The organism is Paraburkholderia diazotrophica (assembly GCF_900108945.1).
Lineage (GTDB): Bacteria > Pseudomonadota > Gammaproteobacteria > Burkholderiales > Burkholderiaceae > Paraburkholderia > Paraburkholderia diazotrophica.
Genome location: NZ_FNYE01000007.1, coordinates 20,233 through 40,369, shown reverse-complemented (window position 1 = coordinate 40,369; position 20,137 = coordinate 20,233). Strand labels below are relative to the sequence as shown.

Genomic DNA, 20,137 nt, shown 5'->3' with positions numbered 1-20,137 from the left:
ATTGCACTTATCGTTTTGCCGGCTCCGGGCGAACATTGTCAAAACCACAATCGACCGGATCACCGCGTACTTTCTGGATCTCAGGAGACACCTCGATGCACCCCTCGTCTAGCCTTTCGACCGGACGTTCGAAGGCCGCTGCGGTTTTCCGCGTAACGGCCGGGAATTTCCTGGAGCAGTTCGACTTCTTCCTGTTCGGCTTCTACGCCACACAGATCGCCAACGTCTTCTTTCCCGCCGTGAGCGAGTTCGCCTCATTGATGATGACGTTCGCGGTCTTCGGCGCCGGCTTTCTGATGCGGCCGCTGGGCGCGATCGTGCTCGGCGCCTACATCGACGACGTCGGCCGCCGCAAGGGCCTCATCGTCACGCTCTCCATCATGGCAAGCGGCACCATCCTGATCGCGTTCGTACCGGGCTACACCACGATCGGACTTCTGGCACCCGCGCTCGTGCTGCTCGGGCGGCTGCTGCAGGGCTTCTCGGCGGGTGCCGAGCTGGGCGGCGTGTCGGTGTATCTCGCCGAGATGGCCACGCCCGGCCGCAAAGGCTTCTTCACGAGCTGGCAGTCCGCGAGCCAGCAGGTGGCGATCGTCGTGGCTGCGGGCCTCGGCTTCGCGCTCAATCAATCGCTGAGCACAGCGGCCATCGCCGCGTGGGGATGGCGTATACCGTTCTTCGTCGGCTGCATGATCGTGCCGTTCATCTTCATGCTGCGCCGCAATCTGGAGGAAACGCAGGAGTTCAAGGCACGCCAGCATCGTCCGGGCATGAAGGAAGTGTTCGGCACGCTGGTCCAGAACTGGGCCGTCGTTGTCGCCGGCATGATGCTGGTGGCGATGACCACCGCGAGCTTCTACCTCATCACGGTCTACGCGCCGACCTTCGGCAAGTCGGTTCTGCACCTGAGCACGGCCGACAGTCTGCTCGTGACGCTGTGCGTCGGCGTGTCGAACTTTGTGTGGCTGCCGGTTGGCGGGGCACTTTCGGACAAGATCGGCCGCCGGCCGCTGCTCGTCGGCATGACGGTGCTCGCGATCGCGACCGCATACCCGGCACTGTCGCTGCTCGCTCACGCGCCGAGCTTCGTCAACATGCTGTTCGTCCTCCTTTGGCTCTCATTCATGTACGGCATCTATAACGGCGCGATGGTCGTCGCGCTTACGGAAGTGATGCCCGTGCAGGTACGCGTTGCAGGCTTCTCGCTCGCCTATAGCCTCGCTACGGCCGTGTTTGGAGGCTTCACGCCGGCGATCTCGACGGCTCTCATTCACATGACGGGCGACAAGGCGGCGCCTGGCTACTGGATGAGCCTGGCCGCAGCGTGCGCCCTTTTGGCGACGTTTGCGCTCTATCGACGCCGCGCAGTGACGCTGACGCCGGCGCACTGATGCGCGGCCATCCCGCATGTTCCCGAATACACACGACCCGGCACGACCGCAATCATGAAAAATCTGCTTCTGAAACTATGCGCGGCAGCGCTCGTCGCAACCTCGGCCGCTGCGGCGAACGTGCAGGCCGCCGACTTGCACGTCATGAGTTCGGGCGGCTTCACCGCCGCCTACAAGGTGCTCGGTCCCAGGTTCGCGTCCCAGACGGGCAACACGCTCGACACCGCGCTCGGCCCGTCGATGGGCAAATCGCCCGAAGCGATCCCCAACAGGCTCGCGCGCGGCGAACCTGCGGACGCCGTCATCATGGTCGGCTACGCACTCGACGAGCTGATCAGGCAAGGCAAGGTCATCCCCGGATCGCGGATCGAGCTGGCCGATTCGCGCATCGGCATGGTCGTGCGCGAAGGTGCGGCGAAGCCCGACATCGGCTCGGCCGAAGGCCTCAGGCAAACCCTGCTGCACGCGAAATCGATCGCCTACTCGGACAGCGCGAGCGGCGTCTATATCGAGCGAGAGTTGTTCAGGAAGCTCGGCATCGAGGACCAGGTGAGGTCGAAGGCGAAGATGATTCCGCGGATTCCAGTGGCGTCGGTGGTGGCGAACGGTGACTACGAAATCGGCTTCCAGCAGGTGAGCGAGTTGCTGCCTGTCCAGGGCGCGACCTTCGTCGGAAAGATTCCCGAGTCCTTGCAGTCCGTCACGCGCTTCGCCGCCGGCATCCCCGTCGGCGCGCAGCATCCGAAGGAAGCGAAGGCGCTTCTCGACTACCTTGCATCACCCGACGTACAAGCGGAAGTGAAATCGACCGGGCTCGATTCCGTTTCCGCACATTGAGGCAGCACCATGGGAAGGCTTGCCCAGTCAGCCTTCCTGTTACCTCGCGGTGTCTGTCGCGGCGTCATTGGCACCGTCCTGGCGGCCTGGCTCGGCCACCCTGAGCATCTGCGCGAGACGCGCACGATCGCACGCGCCTTCCCACAGCGAAACGAAGATCACTGCGCAGGCGTTGCTGATCACGCTCGTCAGCGCACGCGCCTCGGACATGAAGCGGTCGATACCCACCAGAAGCGCCACCCCGGCAACGGGCAGATCGGGAATCGCGATGAGCGTCGCGACGAGCGCCACCAGCCCGCTGCCTGACACACCGGCCGCCCCCTTGGAAGTGAGCAACATGACGGCGAGCATCGTCGCGATCTGCGGCGCGGAAAGCGGCACATCGCACGCCTGCGCGATGAACAGCGAGGCGAGCGTCAGATAGATTGCGGTGCCGTCCAGATTAAACGAATAGCCCGCAGGCAGCACAAGCCCCACGACGCCCTTGTCGCAACCGAGCGCCTCCAGCTTCGCGATCAGGCGCGGCAGTACCGGCTCAGTCGACGATGTCGCGAGGACGATGAGCAATTCCTCGCGCATGTAGCGCAAGAGTCGCCAAAGCGCGAAGCCGTGCAGCCGCGCGAGGGGCGCGAGCACCAGCGCAACGAATAACAGGCATGCCACGTAGAAGGACACCATCAGCATGCCGAGCGAGCCGACCGAGCGGATGCCGAAGCGTCCCACCGTGAAAGCCATCGCACCGAACGCCCCGAGTGGAGCGAGTCGCATGATCATCGCGAGGATGCGAAAGAGCATCTGGGCGACGCCGTCGATGAGCGCTAGCACTGGCCGGCCAGCCCGCGGATAAGCATTGAGCGAGAAGCCGAAGAGCACCGAGAGCAGCAGCACTGGCAGCACCTCGCCCTTCTCGAAGGCGCCGAGCATCGTCTCCGGGATCACGCTCAGTCCGAACGCCACCAGCCCGTGCTCCTGCGCGTGCTTCGCATATTGCGCGACGATGCTCGAGTCCAGATGATGGGCGTCGACGTGCATGCCGGCGCCAGGTCGCAGTACGAACGCTGTGACGAGTCCGAGCGCGAGCGCGACGGCTGTCAGGAGATAGAAAAGCGCCAGCGAGTGGATAATCGTGCGCCCGATGGCCTTCCCGTTCGCCAGTGATGTGATGCCCGAGACGATCGTGCAAAAGACAATCGGCGCGATCATCATCCGTACAAGGCCAACGAACGCGTCGCTGAGAGGCTTGAGCAGCGCGCCCGCCTGCGGCCAGAAATGGCCGAGCGTCATGCCGAGCACCATGGCCAGCACGACCTGCACATAGAGCAAACGAAGCGGTCTTGCCAACCTCACGATGCCGTCTTCCTTCTTGTCTTCGCTGTCGCCGTCACCTTATTGGCCACGGCATCGCCGCTTGCGACGCCGCCGCGCTTCGTCTCGATGATCGTCCGGTGAAACTCCTGTGCGGCCGGTGTGAGCGGCCGTCCGCGCCGTCTCACGATTCCCACGCGTCGTTTCACCACCGGTTCGACGAGCGGCACGCTCGTGAGGATTGGGTGATCCTGTCCGGGCATGGCCATCGACGGCACCGCGGCAACACCGAGTCCCGCTTCGATCAACCCGAGCATCGTCGTGACGTGCCGCGTCTCGCAGACGCTCGGCGCTCGCGGCGCCACAGCCGAGAGCGCCTGGTCGAGCAACAGGCGGTTACCGGAAGTCTTGTCCACCGAGACGTATTCGTGCTCGTAAAGCTCGTTCCAGGTCACGCGCTTCTTGCGCGCGAGGGGATGGTCGCGGCGACAGGCAGCAACAAAGCGCTCCTGCAGCAGCAGCTTGAACTCGATCTCGGACTCCTGGCTGCCCATAAAGCTCACGCCGAAATCAGCCTCGCCGCTGATGACCGCGCCAAGCACCTCGTTCGCGCTCGAATCCAGCAGCTTGACCCTGATGCGTGGGAAGCGGCGATGAAAGTTTGCGATGACGTTCGGCAGAAAATAGTAGGCGACCGAAGGCACGCACGCGATGGTCACGTGCCCCAGGCGGCTCGATGAAACATCGCGGATGCCGAGCAGCGCGACGTCGAGATCGTCGAGCAGTTGCTCTGCGCTCGGGGCGAACACACGGCCGACGGTGGTAAGCGTGACGCTGCGCGTGGTGCGCTCGAAGAGACGCACGCCGAGCGCTTCCTCGAGCTTGTCGATCCGACGACTTAAGGCCGGCTGGGAAATGCTGACCGCCTCGGCAGCCTTCCGGAAGCTTCCCAGTTCCACCACCGCGCGAAACGCCTGCAAGTCATTCAAATCGAAGTTAACGCCCACGGACCGGCCTCCGCATCTTGGATGCCGAGTATTGTGCATGATTCAGCCGGGAGCGCCCATCGGGGACGACGTTCGTCTGCGTAGCCCTTGAAGGGTGCCATCGAGGTGAGGCGCGACGGGCCGGATTCACGCGGTCAGCCCGGACGCAGCTGACTGTTCATGGCCGACAGCATCAGTTCCGTGAAGGTTCTACTGCGGGCATGAACCGAGTAAGCGCTGATCTTGTTCGCCCGCACAGAGTTGACTTTAGCGTCTTTAACGGCAGCCTTCTGCCGCGGTGATAAACGCGTAATGCCGGCCAGCAACGGACGGTCGACGTCTTTCAATGGTGTCAAGAAAATGAGGTCTCTAGTGGCGCGGGGTTCTCACCCGGGTTGAAACTGCTGGCACTCCGTTTCGAACCAATGGTCGACCAGACGCTGCGCCGCGTGTAGATCCTCTGGGAATTTTGGGTCGTCGTTCCATGGTGACGGGTTGTAGCCCGCTTTCCTCAGCGCCGCAAGCTCGCTTTGGTGTTGCGCCGCCGTCGGAGGCGCGTTGCTCCTGAGTGCGGCCAGGTCACGGCACTCTGTTGGGCTCAGATGTGGGCCGCTTTGAGGCACGCCGCCAGCCGCACATCCCGCCAGCAAAAGCACCCACGCAGTAAGCGTCGCGCGGTATCCCGGAAGGCTTTCCATAGTGCATCTCCACTCGTCCGATTGGCACAGCGCAAGCGGTACGATGCCGCCCGTCGTTCGCGACATCCGTGTTAAGGATACCTTAGACCAGTAACAGGACGAAGCGCACTGTCCAAAGAAAAAAATCGGGAGCCAGCGCTTCGAGTGACCGTCGTACTTCGAAAAGAGAAAACCATTCCTGCCGTCGTGCGTTAGTAGCCACTCCAATGAGCATGTGATGGCGTCGTCAATGGAGGCGCCGACATCAGTGCCGCGCACAGCAATGCCAGCACTGACGACGCGGTGGCGTGCCTCGGAAAAGCTACAGCTGTAGTGATAAACCCGACTTTCTCCCTGTTGCATCGCTATGGCCAACAGCGGGAATCGACTGGCTGCAAACGCGACGGGGCGGGGTCACCCATAGCAGGTCTTCTGAACGCCTCTGCCAGGCGCTCCGCGATAAAAATGTTCACTGAATCCAGGAGAGCCGCCACGTCAACCGGCTTCTGAAAGAACGCCGTCCAGCATCGCGGATAGTCTTCCGGCTCGGGCGTGGCTGACAGCAGGATAATCGGCAGGTCCGCAAGCGACGGCTGGCACCGTATGCGACGGCAAAGCTCGACACCGTCCATCCCGGGCATCTGCCAGTCGGTGATGATGAGACGCGGAAGCTGACGCTGCAGCTTTTGCAATGCGTCGCATCCGCTTTCCGCAAGCACGACGTGATGCCCGCACGATTCCAGCGCCAGCTGGAGAGCCCAAAGATTTTCGACGTCGTCATCGACCAGAAGCACAGTAGACATGGCGGTGTGCAGATGCAGTGACCAATGCCGTTAGCAGCCACACCCGCGGGCGAACGCCAGCGTTTGGACAGGTCACCGCCTTGCCTTGAACGGCAAGGCGATGGACGAAACGTCGTTACTGGGCTGATGAAGCGGCGGTATCGGACGCCCCCTTAGCATGCGGCTTGTAGTTCTTCGACGTGCCGGATGGCGACTTCATGGTATTCGAGCCCTTCGAGGTTGAAGTCGTGCCCGTCGGCCCGCTCGCGTTCGGCGTGCTCATCCCCGTGCCGCCCTGACCGGCCGCGCCACCATTGCTGTTGCCGCCACCGCCTCCTGCAGTTCCTCCGCCCTGAGCGAACGTCGCCGCGGCGAATGCAAACAGGATTGCAGAACACAACACGGCTGTTCGTCGTGTTTTCATGGCTGTCTCCCTTGAATGGACGCCCCGGACTTCTGCGGCCAGGGCGTCGCACGCGAGCTGTCAATCAGACATCGGCGGCGCTGTCGCGTCCCGCGGCGATATCTCGCGTCGTGGCCCAGTATGGCTGCCGGTTGTAGTACTGGTGCAGTTGTGTGCCCCAGGCCGCGTCGGCCATTGACGGCCAGTGGTCAGGGTCGAAGCCGGGGTCATCCTTGAGTTGCCGCGCAGTGATGTCGACGCGGAAGCATTTCTCGTCCGTATCGAGTGTCAATGCATTCCACGGAATTGCATGCAACGTCTTACCCATCCCGAGGAAGCCACCCTCGGAAAGGACGGCGTATGCTACGCGTCCGCTGCGCACGTCAAGCATGATGTCCGAAATCTTGCCGACGTCTTCGCCGTCTGATGTGACGACCTTGTCACCATCGAGCGTCGCGGCCGCCATCACATACGGTCCTGGTCCTTCCCCACGTCCGCCACCGACGATGTCGGCGCCGGCGCCGCCGGACGTATTACCTGTCGGGTCAAGTGGTGTGCTCATGATTGTCTCCTCCTGGAGGTTGAGCCAACTTATCCGCATCCGCCATTCCAGCGTCGCGATGCATCTCCTCCTCCCACAGATAGAAGGCAAGCGTTCGAATCCGTTCCTCGATGACGGTGCCGTCCATTTCGACCTCCATCCAATAGCGCAGCTGTATATATGGCCAGGTGACCGCTATCGGCAAACGCCCACGTACGCGCGACGATCAGCCCGCCCATATCGCGGCTATGTATCTTCCGGACGGAACGGCGAGCTTGCCAGCAGCCCCGCATTCAGCCCTGCTTCAAGTCGGCGGACGGTTTTCCCTTGGCCCCGCGCTCACTCATCTCTGCGGTTTCTTTCATGCTGGCGGCAGCGAGAGCCGGATCGCCCGTCAGCACTGAGGAACCGACGCCAGCCGTTACGTCATCCAGCACACCCGTTATTGTCAGGAAGCCTCGATTTAGACGATTCTCTGCTTCGCTGACCGCGTCCGCATATCCATCCAGGATGATCTCACTGGCGTGACGCCAGTAGGCGACGACCTTCGCCGTCCCAGCCAGAACGTAGCTCGCGTGAAGCCGCCACGCACCGAAAGGCGAGACTTCTTCCGCAGCCTTAAGGGAAACGGCACGCTGTTCTTCGATTGATGTCTGGATCGCCTTGCGGTTCAGTTCGAAGAGCCGCTCGGCGGTGCCAACACACACGTTGACCACTGCGTCCGCGTCTTCTCGTCGAGCCGACGCAGCACGCTCAGCCGCTGCCTTGAATCCGGTATCCGGAATAGCGATAAGTTGTTCGGTTGCCATGGTCGATTCCTCAATGAATTAATGGGACATAACACGCGACACACACCTCGCAATGTGAGCAGGTTGCCGCGCAATCACCATTCCCGATTCGCTTCAGTTCAATGTCACATCGGCGCGTGTCGTTAGGCACAGTTACGGGTCACCAGGACAGTCAAGCAACGAACCCGATAGCTGATGGACATGCAGCCAAGGCGATGTAGCCACAAGGGCCATCGACGCCAGGCAGGGCACGCGTTCACAACAATCTTCTGATTGTTGTCCGGCTCAGAAACAGGACGCATCCCTTCGCAAAACCCCCGTGTAAAGAAGTCGTTTCACGCGCAAAACGCTAACGTCGCTCATTCGGCAGGCAAATGAACTTCGAGTGTCTCTCCTCTTGTGCGCCTTATCGCATAGGCCGGCCATCCGGCAGTTGCGCATTCAGATGCAAACGCGAATACGCTCATATCAGAAGGCTGCACCACTACGTCAACTCCGCCCGAACTGCGCACGAAAAGCGGCAGCGCGGTAGCCCGACGACATGCAAAACAGTCAGGTACGGCGTTGGACGATGTCGGTAAGCGGCTCATTTTCGTTGAGACGAGACGCGGTGCCCGGCAGCACAATCAGCCCTTATCTGTTCTTCTGGCAGGCCGCGCAGGAAGTGGAGGAAATCCCTTCACATCACCGGCATGCGCCGTTGATGCGTGCACCGCTGCAAGCGCCCGCCCAGCTTGAGCGCATCAGCGTCGATACGTGGATCGGGATGGCCGCATCGAACGTCGCTGCCTTTTTCATCATGCTGACGGCACCGCCACCCTGCATGCGCATCACGTCGATGTGAAGTCGACAGCCGATGCAGCGTCAGCGCTCGGGCCGATCGCCGGCTGACTGGCGTCTGCGCTTACTGGAGTGCCGTCATCAACGGCATCACCGCCGTGCGGATCATGGCGCTCGTCATGTACCTGGCATCGAGCCGCAAGGTGATGGGCCGGTTCCCTGTCGGGGGCGCCTTAGGCTGGCTCGGCTGGTCCGGACCAATTCCACAAATCGCTGACGGCGTGCTGCGAAGAAGTTGGGCGTCGTGCATTAGTAGTCGCATCTCTGACACTGCCTTCGCGACTTGTTCTCGCAGGCATCGAACGACGACGTACTGCGGCGATCGGGCCACGCATAGCCGGGACAATCAAGCAAGCGATGCGACAAGCACTTTGCCTGTAAAAGCTGCCAGCAGTCGACAGCGGACGGACGTCGCCACATGCGGCACGAGCAATGCTCCGCAAGATCCGTAATACAGTTCCCGCTTCGAGGGATGACAATGTCCAGCCAATATTATGCGCCGTATCGCGGGTGCGGCATCGAGGTTCACGTTACGTTATCGAAGTCGCACGCTATTGGTGGGATGTACCGGCGGTTTCGCGTGTCATGGACTGTCTCGTTTCCGGACCAGCCCGATCGCAAAGTGGCGAACTTCCCCGAGCAGTTCGATTTTCTATCGGAACACGAGGCTTTCAGATACGGCGAGAGCCGTGCGCATACGTTTATCGACTCGATATTTTCGACGCCATCCCGCCGGCGGAGAGAATACGATCCCGCCAGAAACGACGAAGGACCGCCGACACCGTAACAACGCGACTCGTCGACACAGGCCGCTTGGCGCGCTCGACGCTCGCACGCTGGCAGCCAGAAGTCTGCAAATAGTGTGACGTTGAGTAGTGTTGTCGCGATAGTGCGTTATCGTACGAGGCGCCAGCGCAATTGCATATCGCAGCCGACCCTACCCGGCCCGAATGCACTTCTAACAACGCTTCAAACAGATCGAGATCCGTGTGATCTGGCAACCGCAGACCGAGTGCCTTGCCCGCGACGTCCGCCGTGGCTGGCTTAGTTCTTCTTCCGCGTTGATTCCACCGAGCGCGTCGCGAACGTCCGGCTCGTCATCGACTATGAGTGCCTATGCCATCAGGAATGGAAACCATCGCCATCAATGCGCGCGAACTGTTGTACCTGGTCAATACACAGGTTCGTTTTTTGGTCTGCGCGTGGATGACTGCGCCCGAGTGCCGTCTGCGAGCACTAGAAAGCCGCGCCCGTACTGCATTCAGGCATCAACGGGCATGAGCATATGAACGGTGAATCGTTGCCAGGCGCGTACCTGCAAACGGATCTTCGCGCCAGTCTGTTTTTCGACGCGAGGCAGCGTCGCGCTGCGACGGCCTTCCATCAACGGCAAAGTGTTCGGGAGATTGACCGGCGCTGATGGCCTGCTTAAGCCATTGGGGCATCTCGCCATCGCCGGACCATGTCTCTCCTGTTGGGCTACGATACCGTGCAGCGTTTTCGTCTTGCGCTATGGCGGCTGCAACATCGTCCAGGTCGATCCCGACCTCGGCCATTCGACGGCGCAGGTAAGCGACAATGCTGTCCCGTTTTCGTTGATCCACTGTGATTTCCTCTCTCATCCGTATTGCGCAGAACGACGCAACGCCAGAGTGTAATTTCGTGCCTTCGACGTTTCGGTCTCGTCGCGAAGTCCAGTAACAGAAGCGGCGAGAGAGACCGTGCATCAGTCGGGCGAATTCGCGCAGCCATCAGACGTGCCTCGTCTGCAATCGCTTGATCCGGGCGCTGTGAACCTGAAATGGCAGAACGTCAGCGATGCTCCGCTCTACTCACATGATCTCGTGATGTTGCCGGGTACGGTCAGCAAGCAGCCGTGGAAATCTGCCAGACATCACGTCGACAGTGACCCGCTTTTTCCCCGCACATACCCCGCGGCCAGCGATCAGACAAGCAAAGTCTCCTCCTGCGAACGCTGCGCTCAGGTACCGTAGTCCTGAGGATTTACAGCGATGTTCGGCGACGCCTTCCTTCCGGAGACACCCCGAACCCGTCAGTGCCTTTTGCATTGCCAATCAGAATGTCGAGCAACGGGATGCCTGCGCAGACCGATGTCAAAGCCAGTTACAGCGGCTGGATGTTTGCAGCCTGCCTGCCTTTGGGTCCCTGCTTCACCTCAAAGCTCACCTTCTGATTTTCCTGCAGAGATCTAAAGCCTTTTGCCTGTATCTCGGAGAAGTGTGCGAAGAGATCTTCACCGCCGTCGTCCGGCGTAATAAATCCAAAACCCTTCGCATCGTTAAACCATTTCACTGTACCTGTTGCCATTTTCCTGTTCTTCCCAAACCGTTGAGTTGAAATGCGACCGGCACTCACCGACGCTCTGTCAATATCTGACTAACGAAGCGGCTTCTGCCAGCAATAGGTGTTTTCGGGAGGCGACTCGAAATGCCATTGCCAAATGCTCACAGCACCGCAAGCAACGCAGTCCTTCCAGCCGCCACCCCCTGTGTCCGCCCGGTACACAGCCAATGCACATCGAGATCGAGCGCCGCGGCGATCCGTTTGAACGCATTTAGCGGGGGCACCGTAATTCCCCGGCGCCAGAACTGAACGTCACATTCACTGACGCCGAGCCACGTGGCAACGCGAGACGAACTGACGTTGGCTCGCTTGAGGGCGTTGTTCAGGCGCGCAGCAAGGGCGCGTCTCAGGCCGCTGTTCTCACAGCTGCGCTCGAGGTGCTCGATGGTTTGAGCATATCGATTCATTTGTTCAAAGTCTCTCAGAAGTACTTGTATTGCCGTCGCGTCGTGGCGACGGATAACACCTACCGTCCGCGCAAACAGGCTATCGCCGGAACACGGTATTTTTCAGTCGAAGCCGGAAGCGGGATCGTTACAAAGGCAACGTACTCCGCAACCAGTAAACGCAGCGCCTTCTTGTTTTTGCAAAAAAGGCCCCGCCAGCTCTCCTGATGAGAGTCTAGTCTCAAAACTGGCGGGATTTTCCAACACGCACCAAAAGCCGGGGATAACTGCTTTAGCTTTTGGAGCGATAAAGGTACAGCAAGCCGTGCCGTATAACAATTCTCGCAGCGCAAATACGGCATTGGAATTAACCCCAATAAGCCGAAAAAAGATGTAAATCTTTCCAGTGCCGCAAACTACGTCGGGAATATCTGCGCTTCGCTGCCAACTGGCGCGGATCTGTTCGATCGTCATGCTGCGCGCTCTTCGAGACCACGACGAGTGCTTTCTCTGTCGGTGAATCTGCGGGCCCCTTCACGGCCAGGACGTTTCCCGCATTGGCAGCACCATCACTTCGGGAATTGCAGTCTCACACGGCTGCATCAACACGAAGCGAATGACTTCCGCGACGTTGGCCGGGTCCTGCAGGGTAGCCTCGTCGATGTCCGGAAAGCGCTCGAGCAAAAATGGCGTGCGCATTCCACCCGCGACGATGGCCGAAACCTTGATTCCAAACGGCCGAAGTTCGGCGTGCATGCTATGTGAAAGGCCGAGCAGTCCCCACTTGCTGGCATGATAGGCGGCCGCGTTCGGCCACGCGCGCTTGGATGCGGTCGATGCGATATTCACGATGTGGCCGCCGCCCGCCGCTTTCATATGGGGTATAGCATAGCGGGAGACGATATAGGGGCCGCGCAGGTTCGTCGCCAGCACACGGTCCCAGTCGTCGATCGACAGCGTATCGATTGCTTCCGTCACGTCTATCGCCGCGTTATTGATGACGACGTCCAGACGGCTGTGTTCTCGCACAATGTGCTGTATCGCGGATGCCGCAGCCGCCGCGTCGGTCACATCCAGTTCCAGCGAATGGCAGCGACCATTCGCCAGCACGATACGCGCCGCCGTATCCTCGGCGCGCTTGCAGTTCAGATCCGCGGCGATCAGGGTTGCGCCTTCACTCGCCAGCCGGTTGCAAACGGCAGCGCCAAGACCGCTTCCCGCACCGGTTACCAGAACGACGCGATTACTGAAGTCGGCCTCGGCAACCGAACCTTGTTGAGTCATGGCGCTCTCCTCGTGTCTCCGTCGTGCCCGCACGACCTGTCCTATGGTCCTGACGCAGTTCGCACCGTACCTGGTCGGGGACGGGGTCGTGCACGCCACGAACCGGAAAACGGCCTGGGCAATCGTGAACCTTGCGTTCGACGCTAGATGAATTTATGACTTAGGATTCCTTTTAGACCATGCTGCACAGCCAAACATGTTGCCTTGATAGTGGAGTTCAATGTTTCGTAAATTCATTCCATGCACGCGTGCACAGTGCATAGCGTTCCTGGCGAACGCGATCTTTTGTTGTCGATCTGCTTATGGCGCGCAAGGCTGCAAAACTGGAACAAACGGCGATTACGGCGCGGGTGCGATGCCAGCCCCTGTTTTTGCCCGTCCATCAAGCCCTGGACTGTTTAGCACAGGCTGCTCAGAGAATGGCCGCGTTGCATCATTTATAGCCGCCGACATTTCGATCTGCAAGAGCTCTCTATTGTTGCGGTGCGCATGCAATGTCCTGTTGGACCAGTGCACAGATCCTGGAGAGAGCAATGATTCTTCGCCATTTCCGGAGAAGCGGCCGGCGCCACAATTGCTCTTCGCGGGCCACACGCTACTCGGCGGGCTTGCGGCGCTCGCCGCGCGTGCGCGGCTTGTTATCTGCAACGATACGGGCATCTCGCACGTCGCAGCGGCGATGCACGCTCCAGGCGCCGCCATCGCATCCGGTAGTGACACGCAGCGCTGGGCGCCGCTCGATCACGAGCAACGTCGTGTGCTCGCCGACTATCCGGCCTGCCGCCCCTGCCGATTCCATGACTGCCCCATGACCATCCCGACGCGCTGAACATAAGCGTCGCTGATGTGCTCGGCCAAGTCCGCGAGCAGTTGGCGAAGCGCTCGCTTCGCCTTGTCTTTGCTAACCGCCGGAAGTCTATGGCCGGCTTGCGGTCTCTATAGGTGGCCCTCAAGGCTTATCGGCGTCGTTGCGCGGACGCCGGACACCTTCGCCTCGCTGAGCAACTGAAGGTGCCACTTACGAGATTGCGATTCGCGCGAAGGCGGTAGTGCGCGAGGCGTCAGGGCACATTGCATGCTCGGGCGCACAGCATCGCAGTGCTGTTTTGGCGGTTTTCATTCGCAGACTCGCCGTGCTCGACGACAAACGGCTATAGGACGTGATTACGCCCAGCGATGTGGCCGCGAGCGACGAATCGTCGCCCGCGAGACCCGAGCGGTGAAGCGCGAGCTACGATCCGCTTTTCACGCTGCTCAGCTGATCGTCGCTCATTCGAATCAACTGCGCTGCCACATTCGCTCACTTCATATCACGGCGATTTCTTCTTGTCGTCCGACGAGGAATGGGTTTCGGACAGATCGTCCTCGCGTACCTCGGCCTGACGAACGGTCGTGCCGTCGTCGCCCGACTCGGAGACGTCAGTCTCAAACGTGTCGGTGCTCTTTTTCTTATCGGCGTCTGTTTCTGTGGATGGGTTGGATTGCGGGCGAGCGCTCATGTGACTTCCTCCTCTAACGATTACATGCGGATACCAGCCAGGCCAGGCGCTGATGCCTGCCTGAATACGGTTTGAGCATCGCAAGTGCCTGGGGAATTTCTGCATGATCGTGCGGCCGCAACCGTTGCGCGCAAGCAGACGTAAACTTCCGCGTCACGCCCTGCCAGGTCACGTGTCTACGCGGCAGACCTCGCGCACGGCACGCGACAGATGTTGTGAAAAGCCGCACCGTCGCACGTACTTCGCTAGTGTGCTGACGCAAGTATCGATGTATCTCGCCATAGAAAAAGGCCCACCAGTCAGTGGGCCGGATTCACGACACTTGAAGACATGGGGAGACGGATAGCACCGCTTTCCTCAGCGTGGTCGCTGCGAACATGCGCACCGTCTCGATAACTTTCCGTGATTCGCTTCTTTGCCCATGATGGAAACGTTCTCTCGCAATGCTTCCAAGGCCCTCGTACTACATCTGCCGACGTCGTGTTCGGGTGTACGCTTCGCCTCCTATGCCAGCCACTTCCTGATATTGGCGGCCATTGCGTTCGTGGAAATGCCATAGCGGTCGTGCAGCGTCGGCAAAGCACCTGCATCGAGGAATGCGTCCGGCAGCGCGATCTGCCTGTAAGCGCACGAGACGCCAGCACTCAGCAAGGTCGTCGCCACTGCTTCGCCTAGCCCGCCGATGACCGTATGGTTCTCGGCGACCACGACCATTCGCCCCGTTCGCTGTGCTTCGCGAATGATCGTCTCGGTGTCCAGCGGCTTGATGGTCGGCACGTGCAGCACAGCGACGTCCACCTTATCCGCTTCGAGCGCCTTCGCGGTTTCGAGTGCGCGCATGGTCATTATCCCGGACGAAACAATGAGCACATCTCTGCCGTCGCGAAGCATCTTCGCCTTGCCGAGTTCGAACCGGTAGTTGTACTCGTCCAGCACGGCGGGCACATTGCCGCGCAACAGGCGCGCATAGACCGGGCCATTGTGAGCCGCAATGGCGGGCACCATCTGCTCGATATCCAGCGCGTCACATGGATCGATGACGGTCATGTTAGGCATTGCGCGCATCAGTGCAAGATCTTCCGCGGCCTGGTGGCTCGGACCATAGCCCGTAGTCAGACCCGGCAGAGCGCAGACGATTTTCACATCCAGGTCGTCTTCCGCGATGGTCTGGTGAATGAAGTCGTACGCGCGCCGCGTCGCGAATACCGCATAGGTGGTGACGAACGGCTGTGCGCCTTCGTGAGCGAAGCCGGCCGCCGCGCCCATCAGCAACTGCTCGGCCATGCCCATCTGGTAATAGCGATCCGGAAACTCTTTCGCGAAGATGTGAAGATCGGTGTACTTGCCGAGATCGGCCGTCATGCCGATCACGTTCGCTTTGCTACGTGCGAGTTCGGCAAGCGCGTGGCCGAACGGTGCCGAACGCGTGATCTGTCCTTCGCCCGCAATGGATGCGATCATCGCCGAGGTCTTCAGGCGAGGCTTTTTATCGATGACCGAGCTCATGCTTTTCTCCCTGCGAAAGTTTCATCGAGTGCTTCGAGCGCCAGCTTCCATTCGTGCGGATCGACGCGGATAAAGTGATTTTTCTCGCGCTGCTCAAGGAACGGCACGCCGCAGCCCATCTTCGTGTCGCACACGATGATGCGCGGTTTGGCTTCCTTCAGGTTTCGCGCGCTGTCGAATGCGTGCTTCACCGCGTCGATATCGTTGCCGTTCACACGCTGCACATACCAGCCGAACGCTTCGAGCTTCGGCACGAGTGGCTCGAAAGCCATGATCTGCGTCGACGGACCATCGGCTTGCTGATTGTTCACGTCGACCATCGCGATCAGGTTGTCGAGCTTCCAGTGCGCCGCCGACATCAAGCCTTCCCAGATCGCCCCTTCGTCGAGTTCGCCATCGGAGAAGAGCGTGTAGACGAATGACTTCGAGCCCTTGCGCTTGAGACCGAGGCAACGGCCCACCGCGATCGTCAGCCCTTGGCCCAGCGAGCCGCCGGACATTTCCATGCCCGGCGTGTAGCTGGCCATGCCGGACATCGGCAGACGGCTGTCGTCGCTGCCGTAGGTCTCGAGTTCTTCCGGCGGAAGAATGCCTGCTTCGAACAGCGCCGCGTACAGCGCAATCGCGTAGTGGCCGTTCGACAGCAGGAAGCGGTCGCGATCTTCCCAGTCGGGATCCGTAAGACGATAGTTCATTGCGCCGAAGTACGAGACGGCCAGCACGTCGGCGATATCGAGCGCCTGCCCGATATAGCCTTGGCCTTGCACTTCGCCCATCAGAAGGGCATTGCGCCGGATGCGATAGGCGCGCTCGGCGAGCGTCACATCCTCGATGACGGGAGTACTCATTTGCTTGTCTCCAGAGAAGAATTTGGTTTAGCGATTGACGGTTTTCGCGGGTACGAAGAACACCAGGACCGCACCCAGCACCACTGCCGACGAGATAAAGATCAGGCCTGCCGTCGACTTGCCGGTGAGGTCGTTCAACCAGCCGACGATGGCGGGCGAGAAGAAGCCCGCAAGATTGGCGAAGCAGTTGACGGCGGCAATCCCCGCCGCAGCCGACATGCCGCCAAGTACGGCCGTAGGCAGCGCCCAGAAGAGCGACGACGAGGCGAGAATGCCCGCCGCTGCAACGCTGACGCAGACAATCGAGGCGCCCACGCTGCCGAGCATCGGCAAGATAGCGAAGCCGGCTGCGGAGACGAGCATTGGAATGGCCAGGTGCAGACGGCGTTCACGTCGCTTGTCTGCGCTGCTGCCAAGCAGGGGCAACGCGACGATGGCGCAGAGGTACGGGATCGCCGTCAGAATGCCAACCCACAACGGGTCCGCAACGCCCGTGCGGCGGATGATGGTCGGCAGCCAGAACGTGAGTCCGTATTGGCCCAGCACGACGCAGAAGTAGATGGCTGCCATCAGCCACAAGCGCCGGTCGGCGATGAACGCACGAATCGACATATGCTCGGTGGTCTGAGTGCGGTCCTTGTCGACGTTACGCTTGAGCAGGGCCTTCTCGTCATCCGTCAGCCACTTCGCGCCAGCGATGCCGTTGTCGAGATAGAGAATGATGGCGAAGCCAAGAACAAGAGACGGAACCGCTTCGAGCATGAACAGCCATTTCCATCCGGCAAGGCCATGCAGCCCCTGAAACGAATGCATGATCCAGCCCGACAGCGGTCCGCCTACGATACCCGCGAGCGGAATCGCCATGAAGAACATCGAGAGCGCCTTCGCGCGTCGCGCTGCGGGAAACCAGTATGTGAGGTACAGAATCACGCCGGGCGCAAAGCCCGCTTCAGCGACGCCGAGAAGGAAACGCAACAGGTAGAACACGGTCGGCGATTTGACGAACACGAAGCTCGCCGAAATCAGCGCCCACGTCAGCATGATGCGTGCGAGCCAGTTGCGCGCGCCAACCTTGTGAAGGATCACATTGCTCGGCACTTCGAAGAGGAAATAGCCCAGAAAGAAGATGCCCGCGCCGATGCCGTACACCGTTTCGGAGAAGCGCAGATCATTGAGCATCTGAAGCTTTGCAAAACCGACGTTGACGCGGTCGAGATATGCGCCCAGATAACAGAGCATCAAAAAGGGAATGAGACGGCGCGCGACCTTCGCATAGGTTCTTGCTTCGAAGCTGACGACGTCGTCAGACACGGAAAGCTCTGCGCCGATCGTGGGCGAGGCCATTTTGGGTTTCATGAGTTGTCTCCTGTTGGCCGGACGCATGCCTTCGGTGCCACGTCTGACCGCAAGCTTGTGAGCCGTTTATACGGCGCGACACCCCGTGTGTTCGGGTGCGTCATGAGCGTGCGCATCGTTGCGAAGCACACGCGAGTGCATCGTCAGTGAATCAACATGCCGCCGTTGACGTCGAGCGTGATGCCCGTGAGATACGTCGACAAGCCGCTTGCCAGGAACAGACAGGCGTTGGCGATGTCGTTGGCGTCGCCGAGACGTCCGAGCGGAATGCCCTTGATGATGTCGGCGCGCATTTCCGGCGTCAGCTTGTCGCCCGTGATGTCCGTCTGAATGAGGCCTGGCGTAATCGAATTCACCCGGATATGGTCGGCGCCGAACTCGCGCGCCATGGCCTTCGCGAGGCCGAGTACGCCTGCTTTCGCCGCGCTGTAGTGCGGGCCGCCAAAGATACCGCCGCCGCGTTGCGCGGAGACGGACGACATGCAAACGATGCTGCCGCCTTGCTGTTTCTTCATCTGCGGAATGACTGCCTGCGACATGTACAGCGTGCCGAGCAGGCTCACGCCAATGACCGCGTCGAAGTTTTCGCGGGCAATTTCAAGCGTCTTGATGGGTTGCGTGATGCCCGCGTTGTTCACCAGCGCATCGATGCGGCCGTATTTCTCGACGACGGCATTTGCCGCGCTAATGCACGCGTCCTTATTGGTGACGTCGCACGCCAGGCCAAGGTGGCCGTCTCCCAGGTCGCGCGCTGCGCTTTCGGCTTCGGCCTGTTTGAGGTCCAGGATCGCAACGCGGGCGCCCTGCGCGGCCATCGCTTTCGCCGTCGCCTTGCCGATACCGCGCGCCGATGCCGCGCCCGTGATGATGACCACTTGATTATCGAGCAACATGTTGGTGTCTCCGTTGGTGAACTAGGTGTAGGCGAAGTTTCTCCGCCTGCGACCTGACCATCAACGCAGTTTTGCTCAATCGGTGCTGAGAAAATTTCAGCTGCGGGGTTTCCCTGGCATGCGAGGCGCGCTGCGCCCGGTCTCCTGCTCGATCCATGCAAGGAACCGGGCCACGCGCGGCAGATCGGCGTTCTGGCTCGGGTAAACCAGATGGTGAGCGCCGACCTCGACTGAATGCGCATCGTCGAACACGGGCACCAATGCGCCTTCCCGGATCTTGACGGAGGCGAGCATCAGACTCTCCAGTGCGATGCCCAGGCCCAGCGCGGCCGTTTCGATAGACATGTATGAACGGTCGAATGAGAAATCGAAGGTCTTTTGTGCGCCGGCGACACCTAGACGTCCAAACCACTGACGCCACTGAACAAGCGGTGTTTCGGAAAAAATGAGCCGATGCGCAAGGAGATCTTCGGGCGTCTTTACCGGGTGTTGTTCGAGATACTTCGGCGAGGCCAGCGGCGCGATGAATTCGCCTCGAAGAGTTTTGACTTCGACATTGCTCCACTCGCCGTATCCGTGACGGATGTCGATGTCGTAGTAGCCGTTCGAAAACGAGACATTCTCATAGGAGCACGCGAGGTTCAACTGGATGTCTCCGTTCGCGTCCTGGAACGAAGCGAGCCGCGGCAACAGCCACATGAGACCGAAGCTCGGACTCGAATGGACCCGCAGGATATCGACCTCCTTGCGGCTCGACGCCCGCTCCGTCGCGCGGCTGAGGTCCGCCAGAGAACCCGTTACATCGGACAGGTAGCGCTCGCCTGTTGGCGTCAGGACCAGACCGCGCCCCGTTCGCTGGAACAAAGGTTGGCCAATGATCGACTCCAGATTGCTCAGTTGATGGCTCACTGCCGACGCCGTCAAGCCGAGTTCCTCGGCTGCGCGGTTCACGCTCCTGGTTCTGGCAATGCATTCGAAGGCAATAATGGCCTTGACGGGGGGAATACGCATGGTCAATTTCTTCAGACGCTTTTAAAGAGAACCGCATTGCCCGGAAGTTTCCGTCGCAGCCATTCCGACCGCAAGCACCTGCATTCGATCACCGGGAACAGCTCGGCCTTCTCATCACCCCTTTGAGATGAATCGCGTGTGTGCTTTAGCGGGCCCTTTGATAGTTGCAACTGGTGAGGACAGCCGATGCCGCACCGGCAAGCAGGCGTAGATTGTCGACAATTCTAATCCCAGCCTCGAGTGGTCGATTGTGGGATCTTTTGCAGGCATTCGTTGTTCCTTGTGCTGGAGATGCAGAGCGGCACGCAGGCGCCGTGCATCGAAACTCATCGACAGGACAGCGAGCCAGTATAGCGATGCGCCCTCGCGCAGATACAACCGATTTGCGCCTACGTTACTCGCTTGCGTGCAATGAAGATGAAACGCTCTCGTTAAAGCAA

The 20,137-nt window shown here is 60.3% G+C and carries 22 protein-coding genes and 2 pseudogenes; 4 read left to right on the top strand and 20 right to left on the bottom strand.

What is annotated here, in order from left to right; all coding sequences use genetic code 11:
* The first annotated feature begins 95 nt into the window (after window positions 1-95).
* Window positions 96-1,391 (top strand): MFS transporter, encoded by a 1,296-nt coding sequence (gene tcuC / locus BMW76_RS11535; protein ID WP_090865269.1) that lies wholly within the window; start codon window positions 96-98, stop codon window positions 1,389-1,391.
* Between the two features lie 54 nt (window positions 1,392-1,445).
* Window positions 1,446-2,228, top strand: a complete 783-nt coding sequence (locus BMW76_RS11530; RefSeq protein WP_090865268.1) for a substrate-binding domain-containing protein — start codon at window positions 1,446-1,448, stop codon at window positions 2,226-2,228.
* Between the two features lie 39 nt (window positions 2,229-2,267).
* Here the strand turns inward: BMW76_RS11530 and dctA are convergent, their stop codons facing one another.
* The 9 genes from dctA to phaP all read right to left on the bottom strand — a co-directional run bounded on the left by dctA (window position 2,268) and on the right by phaP (window position 7,731).
* Window positions 2,268-3,575, bottom strand: a complete 1,308-nt coding sequence (gene dctA, locus BMW76_RS11525) for a C4-dicarboxylate transporter DctA (protein WP_090865267.1) — start codon at window positions 3,573-3,575, stop codon at window positions 2,268-2,270.
* Entirely contained in the window at window positions 3,572-4,540 is a 969-nt protein-coding gene (locus BMW76_RS11520) for a LysR family transcriptional regulator (RefSeq protein ID WP_090865266.1), read from the bottom strand. Before BMW76_RS11520 ends, dctA begins: the two co-directional genes overlap by 4 nt.
* A 134-nt stretch (window positions 4,541-4,674) precedes the next feature.
* Entirely contained in the window at window positions 4,675-4,866 is a 192-nt protein-coding gene (locus BMW76_RS40285; RefSeq protein ID WP_143062246.1) for a hypothetical protein, read from the bottom strand.
* A gap of 39 nt (window positions 4,867-4,905) precedes the next feature.
* Window positions 4,906-5,217, bottom strand: coding sequence for a DUF4148 domain-containing protein (locus BMW76_RS11515; RefSeq protein ID WP_090865448.1), 312 nt, complete (start codon window positions 5,215-5,217; stop codon window positions 4,906-4,908).
* A gap of 344 nt (window positions 5,218-5,561) precedes the next feature.
* On the bottom strand, window positions 5,562-5,999 hold the full coding sequence (locus tag BMW76_RS11510) for a response regulator (RefSeq protein ID WP_090865265.1): 438 nt from the start codon (window positions 5,997-5,999) through the stop codon (window positions 5,562-5,564).
* A gap of 115 nt (window positions 6,000-6,114) precedes the next feature.
* Window positions 6,115-6,402 carry a hypothetical protein gene (locus tag BMW76_RS11505; protein ID WP_090865264.1) on the bottom strand — a complete coding sequence of 96 codons (288 nt, stop codon included), beginning with the start codon at window positions 6,400-6,402 and terminating at the stop codon, window positions 6,115-6,117.
* A gap of 64 nt (window positions 6,403-6,466) precedes the next feature.
* Window positions 6,467-6,943, bottom strand: coding sequence for a PRC-barrel domain-containing protein (locus BMW76_RS11500; protein WP_090865447.1), 477 nt, complete (start codon window positions 6,941-6,943; stop codon window positions 6,467-6,469).
* A complete protein-coding gene (locus BMW76_RS40280) occupies window positions 6,927-7,070 on the bottom strand; it encodes a DUF2934 domain-containing protein (protein ID WP_143062245.1) in 144 nt (47 codons plus the stop codon). Before BMW76_RS40280 ends, BMW76_RS11500 begins: the two co-directional genes overlap by 17 nt.
* A 145-nt stretch (window positions 7,071-7,215) precedes the next feature.
* On the bottom strand, window positions 7,216-7,731 hold the full coding sequence (gene phaP, locus BMW76_RS11495) for a TIGR01841 family phasin (RefSeq protein WP_090865263.1): 516 nt from the start codon (window positions 7,729-7,731) through the stop codon (window positions 7,216-7,218).
* A gap of 586 nt (window positions 7,732-8,317) precedes the next feature.
* Between phaP and BMW76_RS42950 the strand changes: the two are divergent.
* Window positions 8,318-9,002 (top strand): annotated as a pseudogene (locus tag BMW76_RS42950) (divalent metal cation transporter); the annotation flags it as partial.
* A gap of 816 nt (window positions 9,003-9,818) precedes the next feature.
* Here the strand turns inward: BMW76_RS42950 and BMW76_RS11475 are convergent.
* The 5 genes from BMW76_RS11475 to BMW76_RS11460 form a co-directional block, all read right to left on the bottom strand.
* Window positions 9,819-10,154 (bottom strand): H-NS histone family protein, encoded by a 336-nt coding sequence (locus BMW76_RS11475; RefSeq protein WP_090865446.1) that lies wholly within the window; start codon window positions 10,152-10,154, stop codon window positions 9,819-9,821.
* A 520-nt stretch (window positions 10,155-10,674) separates the two neighbouring features.
* Window positions 10,675-10,878, bottom strand: a complete 204-nt coding sequence (locus BMW76_RS11470; protein WP_015004218.1) for a cold-shock protein — start codon at window positions 10,876-10,878, stop codon at window positions 10,675-10,677.
* A gap of 137 nt (window positions 10,879-11,015) precedes the next feature.
* Entirely contained in the window at window positions 11,016-11,321 is a 306-nt protein-coding gene (locus BMW76_RS11465; protein ID WP_090865259.1) for a helix-turn-helix domain-containing protein, read from the bottom strand.
* A gap of 102 nt (window positions 11,322-11,423) precedes the next feature.
* Window positions 11,424-11,774 (bottom strand): hypothetical protein, encoded by a 351-nt coding sequence (locus BMW76_RS40275; RefSeq protein ID WP_143062244.1) that lies wholly within the window; start codon window positions 11,772-11,774, stop codon window positions 11,424-11,426.
* A 60-nt stretch (window positions 11,775-11,834) separates the two neighbouring features.
* The gene (locus BMW76_RS11460) at window positions 11,835-12,584 is read right to left on the bottom strand and encodes an SDR family oxidoreductase (RefSeq protein WP_090865258.1); all 750 of its coding nucleotides are present in this window, start codon (window positions 12,582-12,584) and stop codon (window positions 11,835-11,837) included.
* 565 nt (window positions 12,585-13,149) lie between these two features.
* Between BMW76_RS11460 and BMW76_RS41805 the strand changes: the two are divergent.
* Window positions 13,150-13,526, top strand: a pseudogene (locus BMW76_RS41805) (glycosyltransferase family 9 protein); the annotation flags it as partial.
* A gap of 368 nt (window positions 13,527-13,894) precedes the next feature.
* On the opposite strand, the gene BMW76_RS11450 reads toward BMW76_RS41805, so the two are convergent.
* The 6 genes from BMW76_RS11450 to BMW76_RS11425 form a co-directional block, all read right to left on the bottom strand.
* The gene (locus BMW76_RS11450) at window positions 13,895-14,083 is read right to left on the bottom strand and encodes a hypothetical protein (protein WP_090865257.1); all 189 of its coding nucleotides are present in this window, start codon (window positions 14,081-14,083) and stop codon (window positions 13,895-13,897) included.
* A gap of 504 nt (window positions 14,084-14,587) precedes the next feature.
* On the bottom strand, window positions 14,588-15,589 hold the full coding sequence (locus BMW76_RS11445) for a transketolase family protein (protein ID WP_090865256.1): 1,002 nt from the start codon (window positions 15,587-15,589) through the stop codon (window positions 14,588-14,590).
* Window positions 15,586-16,437 (bottom strand): transketolase, encoded by an 852-nt coding sequence (locus BMW76_RS11440; protein ID WP_090865255.1) that lies wholly within the window; start codon window positions 16,435-16,437, stop codon window positions 15,586-15,588. Before BMW76_RS11440 ends, BMW76_RS11445 begins: the two co-directional genes overlap by 4 nt.
* A gap of 27 nt (window positions 16,438-16,464) precedes the next feature.
* Complete coding sequence (locus BMW76_RS11435; RefSeq protein WP_090865254.1) at window positions 16,465-17,793, bottom strand: MFS transporter; 1,329 nt, start codon at window positions 17,791-17,793, stop codon at window positions 16,465-16,467.
* Between the two features lie 143 nt (window positions 17,794-17,936).
* Window positions 17,937-18,686 carry an SDR family NAD(P)-dependent oxidoreductase gene (locus tag BMW76_RS11430; protein ID WP_090865253.1) on the bottom strand — a complete coding sequence of 250 codons (750 nt, stop codon included), beginning with the start codon at window positions 18,684-18,686 and terminating at the stop codon, window positions 17,937-17,939.
* A 96-nt stretch (window positions 18,687-18,782) separates the two neighbouring features.
* On the bottom strand, window positions 18,783-19,697 hold the full coding sequence (locus BMW76_RS11425) for a LysR substrate-binding domain-containing protein (protein WP_090865252.1): 915 nt from the start codon (window positions 19,695-19,697) through the stop codon (window positions 18,783-18,785).
* Window positions 19,698-20,137 lie beyond the last annotated feature (440 nt).

Bases quoted from the DNA above. Each gene is read 5' to 3' on its own strand.
- phaP (WP_090865263.1), bottom strand. From the start codon at position 7,731: ATGGCAACCGAACAACTTATCGCTATTCCGGATACCGGATTCAAGGCA.
- BMW76_RS11530 (WP_090865268.1), top strand. From the start codon at position 1,446: ATGAAAAATCTGCTTCTGAAACTATGCGCGGCAGCGCTCGTCGCAACC.
- BMW76_RS11440 (WP_090865255.1), bottom strand. From the start codon at position 16,437: ATGAGTACTCCCGTCATCGAGGATGTGACGCTCGCCGAGCGCGCCTAT.
- BMW76_RS11450 (WP_090865257.1), bottom strand. From the start codon at position 14,083: ATGAGCGCTCGCCCGCAATCCAACCCATCCACAGAAACAGACGCCGAT.
- BMW76_RS11470 (WP_015004218.1), bottom strand. From the start codon at position 10,878: ATGGCAACAGGTACAGTGAAATGGTTTAACGATGCGAAGGGTTTTGGA.
- BMW76_RS11430 (WP_090865253.1), bottom strand. From the start codon at position 18,686: ATGTTGCTCGATAATCAAGTGGTCATCATCACGGGCGCGGCATCGGCG.
- BMW76_RS11510 (WP_090865265.1), bottom strand. From the start codon at position 5,999: ATGTCTACTGTGCTTCTGGTCGATGACGACGTCGAAAATCTTTGGGCT.
- BMW76_RS11505 (WP_090865264.1), bottom strand. From the start codon at position 6,402: ATGAAAACACGACGAACAGCCGTGTTGTGTTCTGCAATCCTGTTTGCA.
- BMW76_RS11465 (WP_090865259.1), bottom strand. From the start codon at position 11,321: ATGAATCGATATGCTCAAACCATCGAGCACCTCGAGCGCAGCTGTGAG.
- BMW76_RS11445 (WP_090865256.1), bottom strand. From the start codon at position 15,589: ATGAGCTCGGTCATCGATAAAAAGCCTCGCCTGAAGACCTCGGCGATG.
- BMW76_RS11460 (WP_090865258.1), bottom strand. From the start codon at position 12,584: ATGACTCAACAAGGTTCGGTTGCCGAGGCCGACTTCAGTAATCGCGTC.
- BMW76_RS11515 (WP_090865448.1), bottom strand. From the start codon at position 5,217: ATGGAAAGCCTTCCGGGATACCGCGCGACGCTTACTGCGTGGGTGCTT.
- tcuC (WP_090865269.1), top strand. From the start codon at position 96: ATGCACCCCTCGTCTAGCCTTTCGACCGGACGTTCGAAGGCCGCTGCG.
- BMW76_RS11425 (WP_090865252.1), bottom strand. From the start codon at position 19,697: ATGCGTATTCCCCCCGTCAAGGCCATTATTGCCTTCGAATGCATTGCC.
- BMW76_RS11435 (WP_090865254.1), bottom strand. From the start codon at position 17,793: ATGAAACCCAAAATGGCCTCGCCCACGATCGGCGCAGAGCTTTCCGTG.
- BMW76_RS40280 (WP_143062245.1), bottom strand. From the start codon at position 7,070: ATGGACGGCACCGTCATCGAGGAACGGATTCGAACGCTTGCCTTCTAT.
- BMW76_RS40275 (WP_143062244.1), bottom strand. From the start codon at position 11,774: ATGACGATCGAACAGATCCGCGCCAGTTGGCAGCGAAGCGCAGATATT.
- BMW76_RS11500 (WP_090865447.1), bottom strand. From the start codon at position 6,943: ATGAGCACACCACTTGACCCGACAGGTAATACGTCCGGCGGCGCCGGC.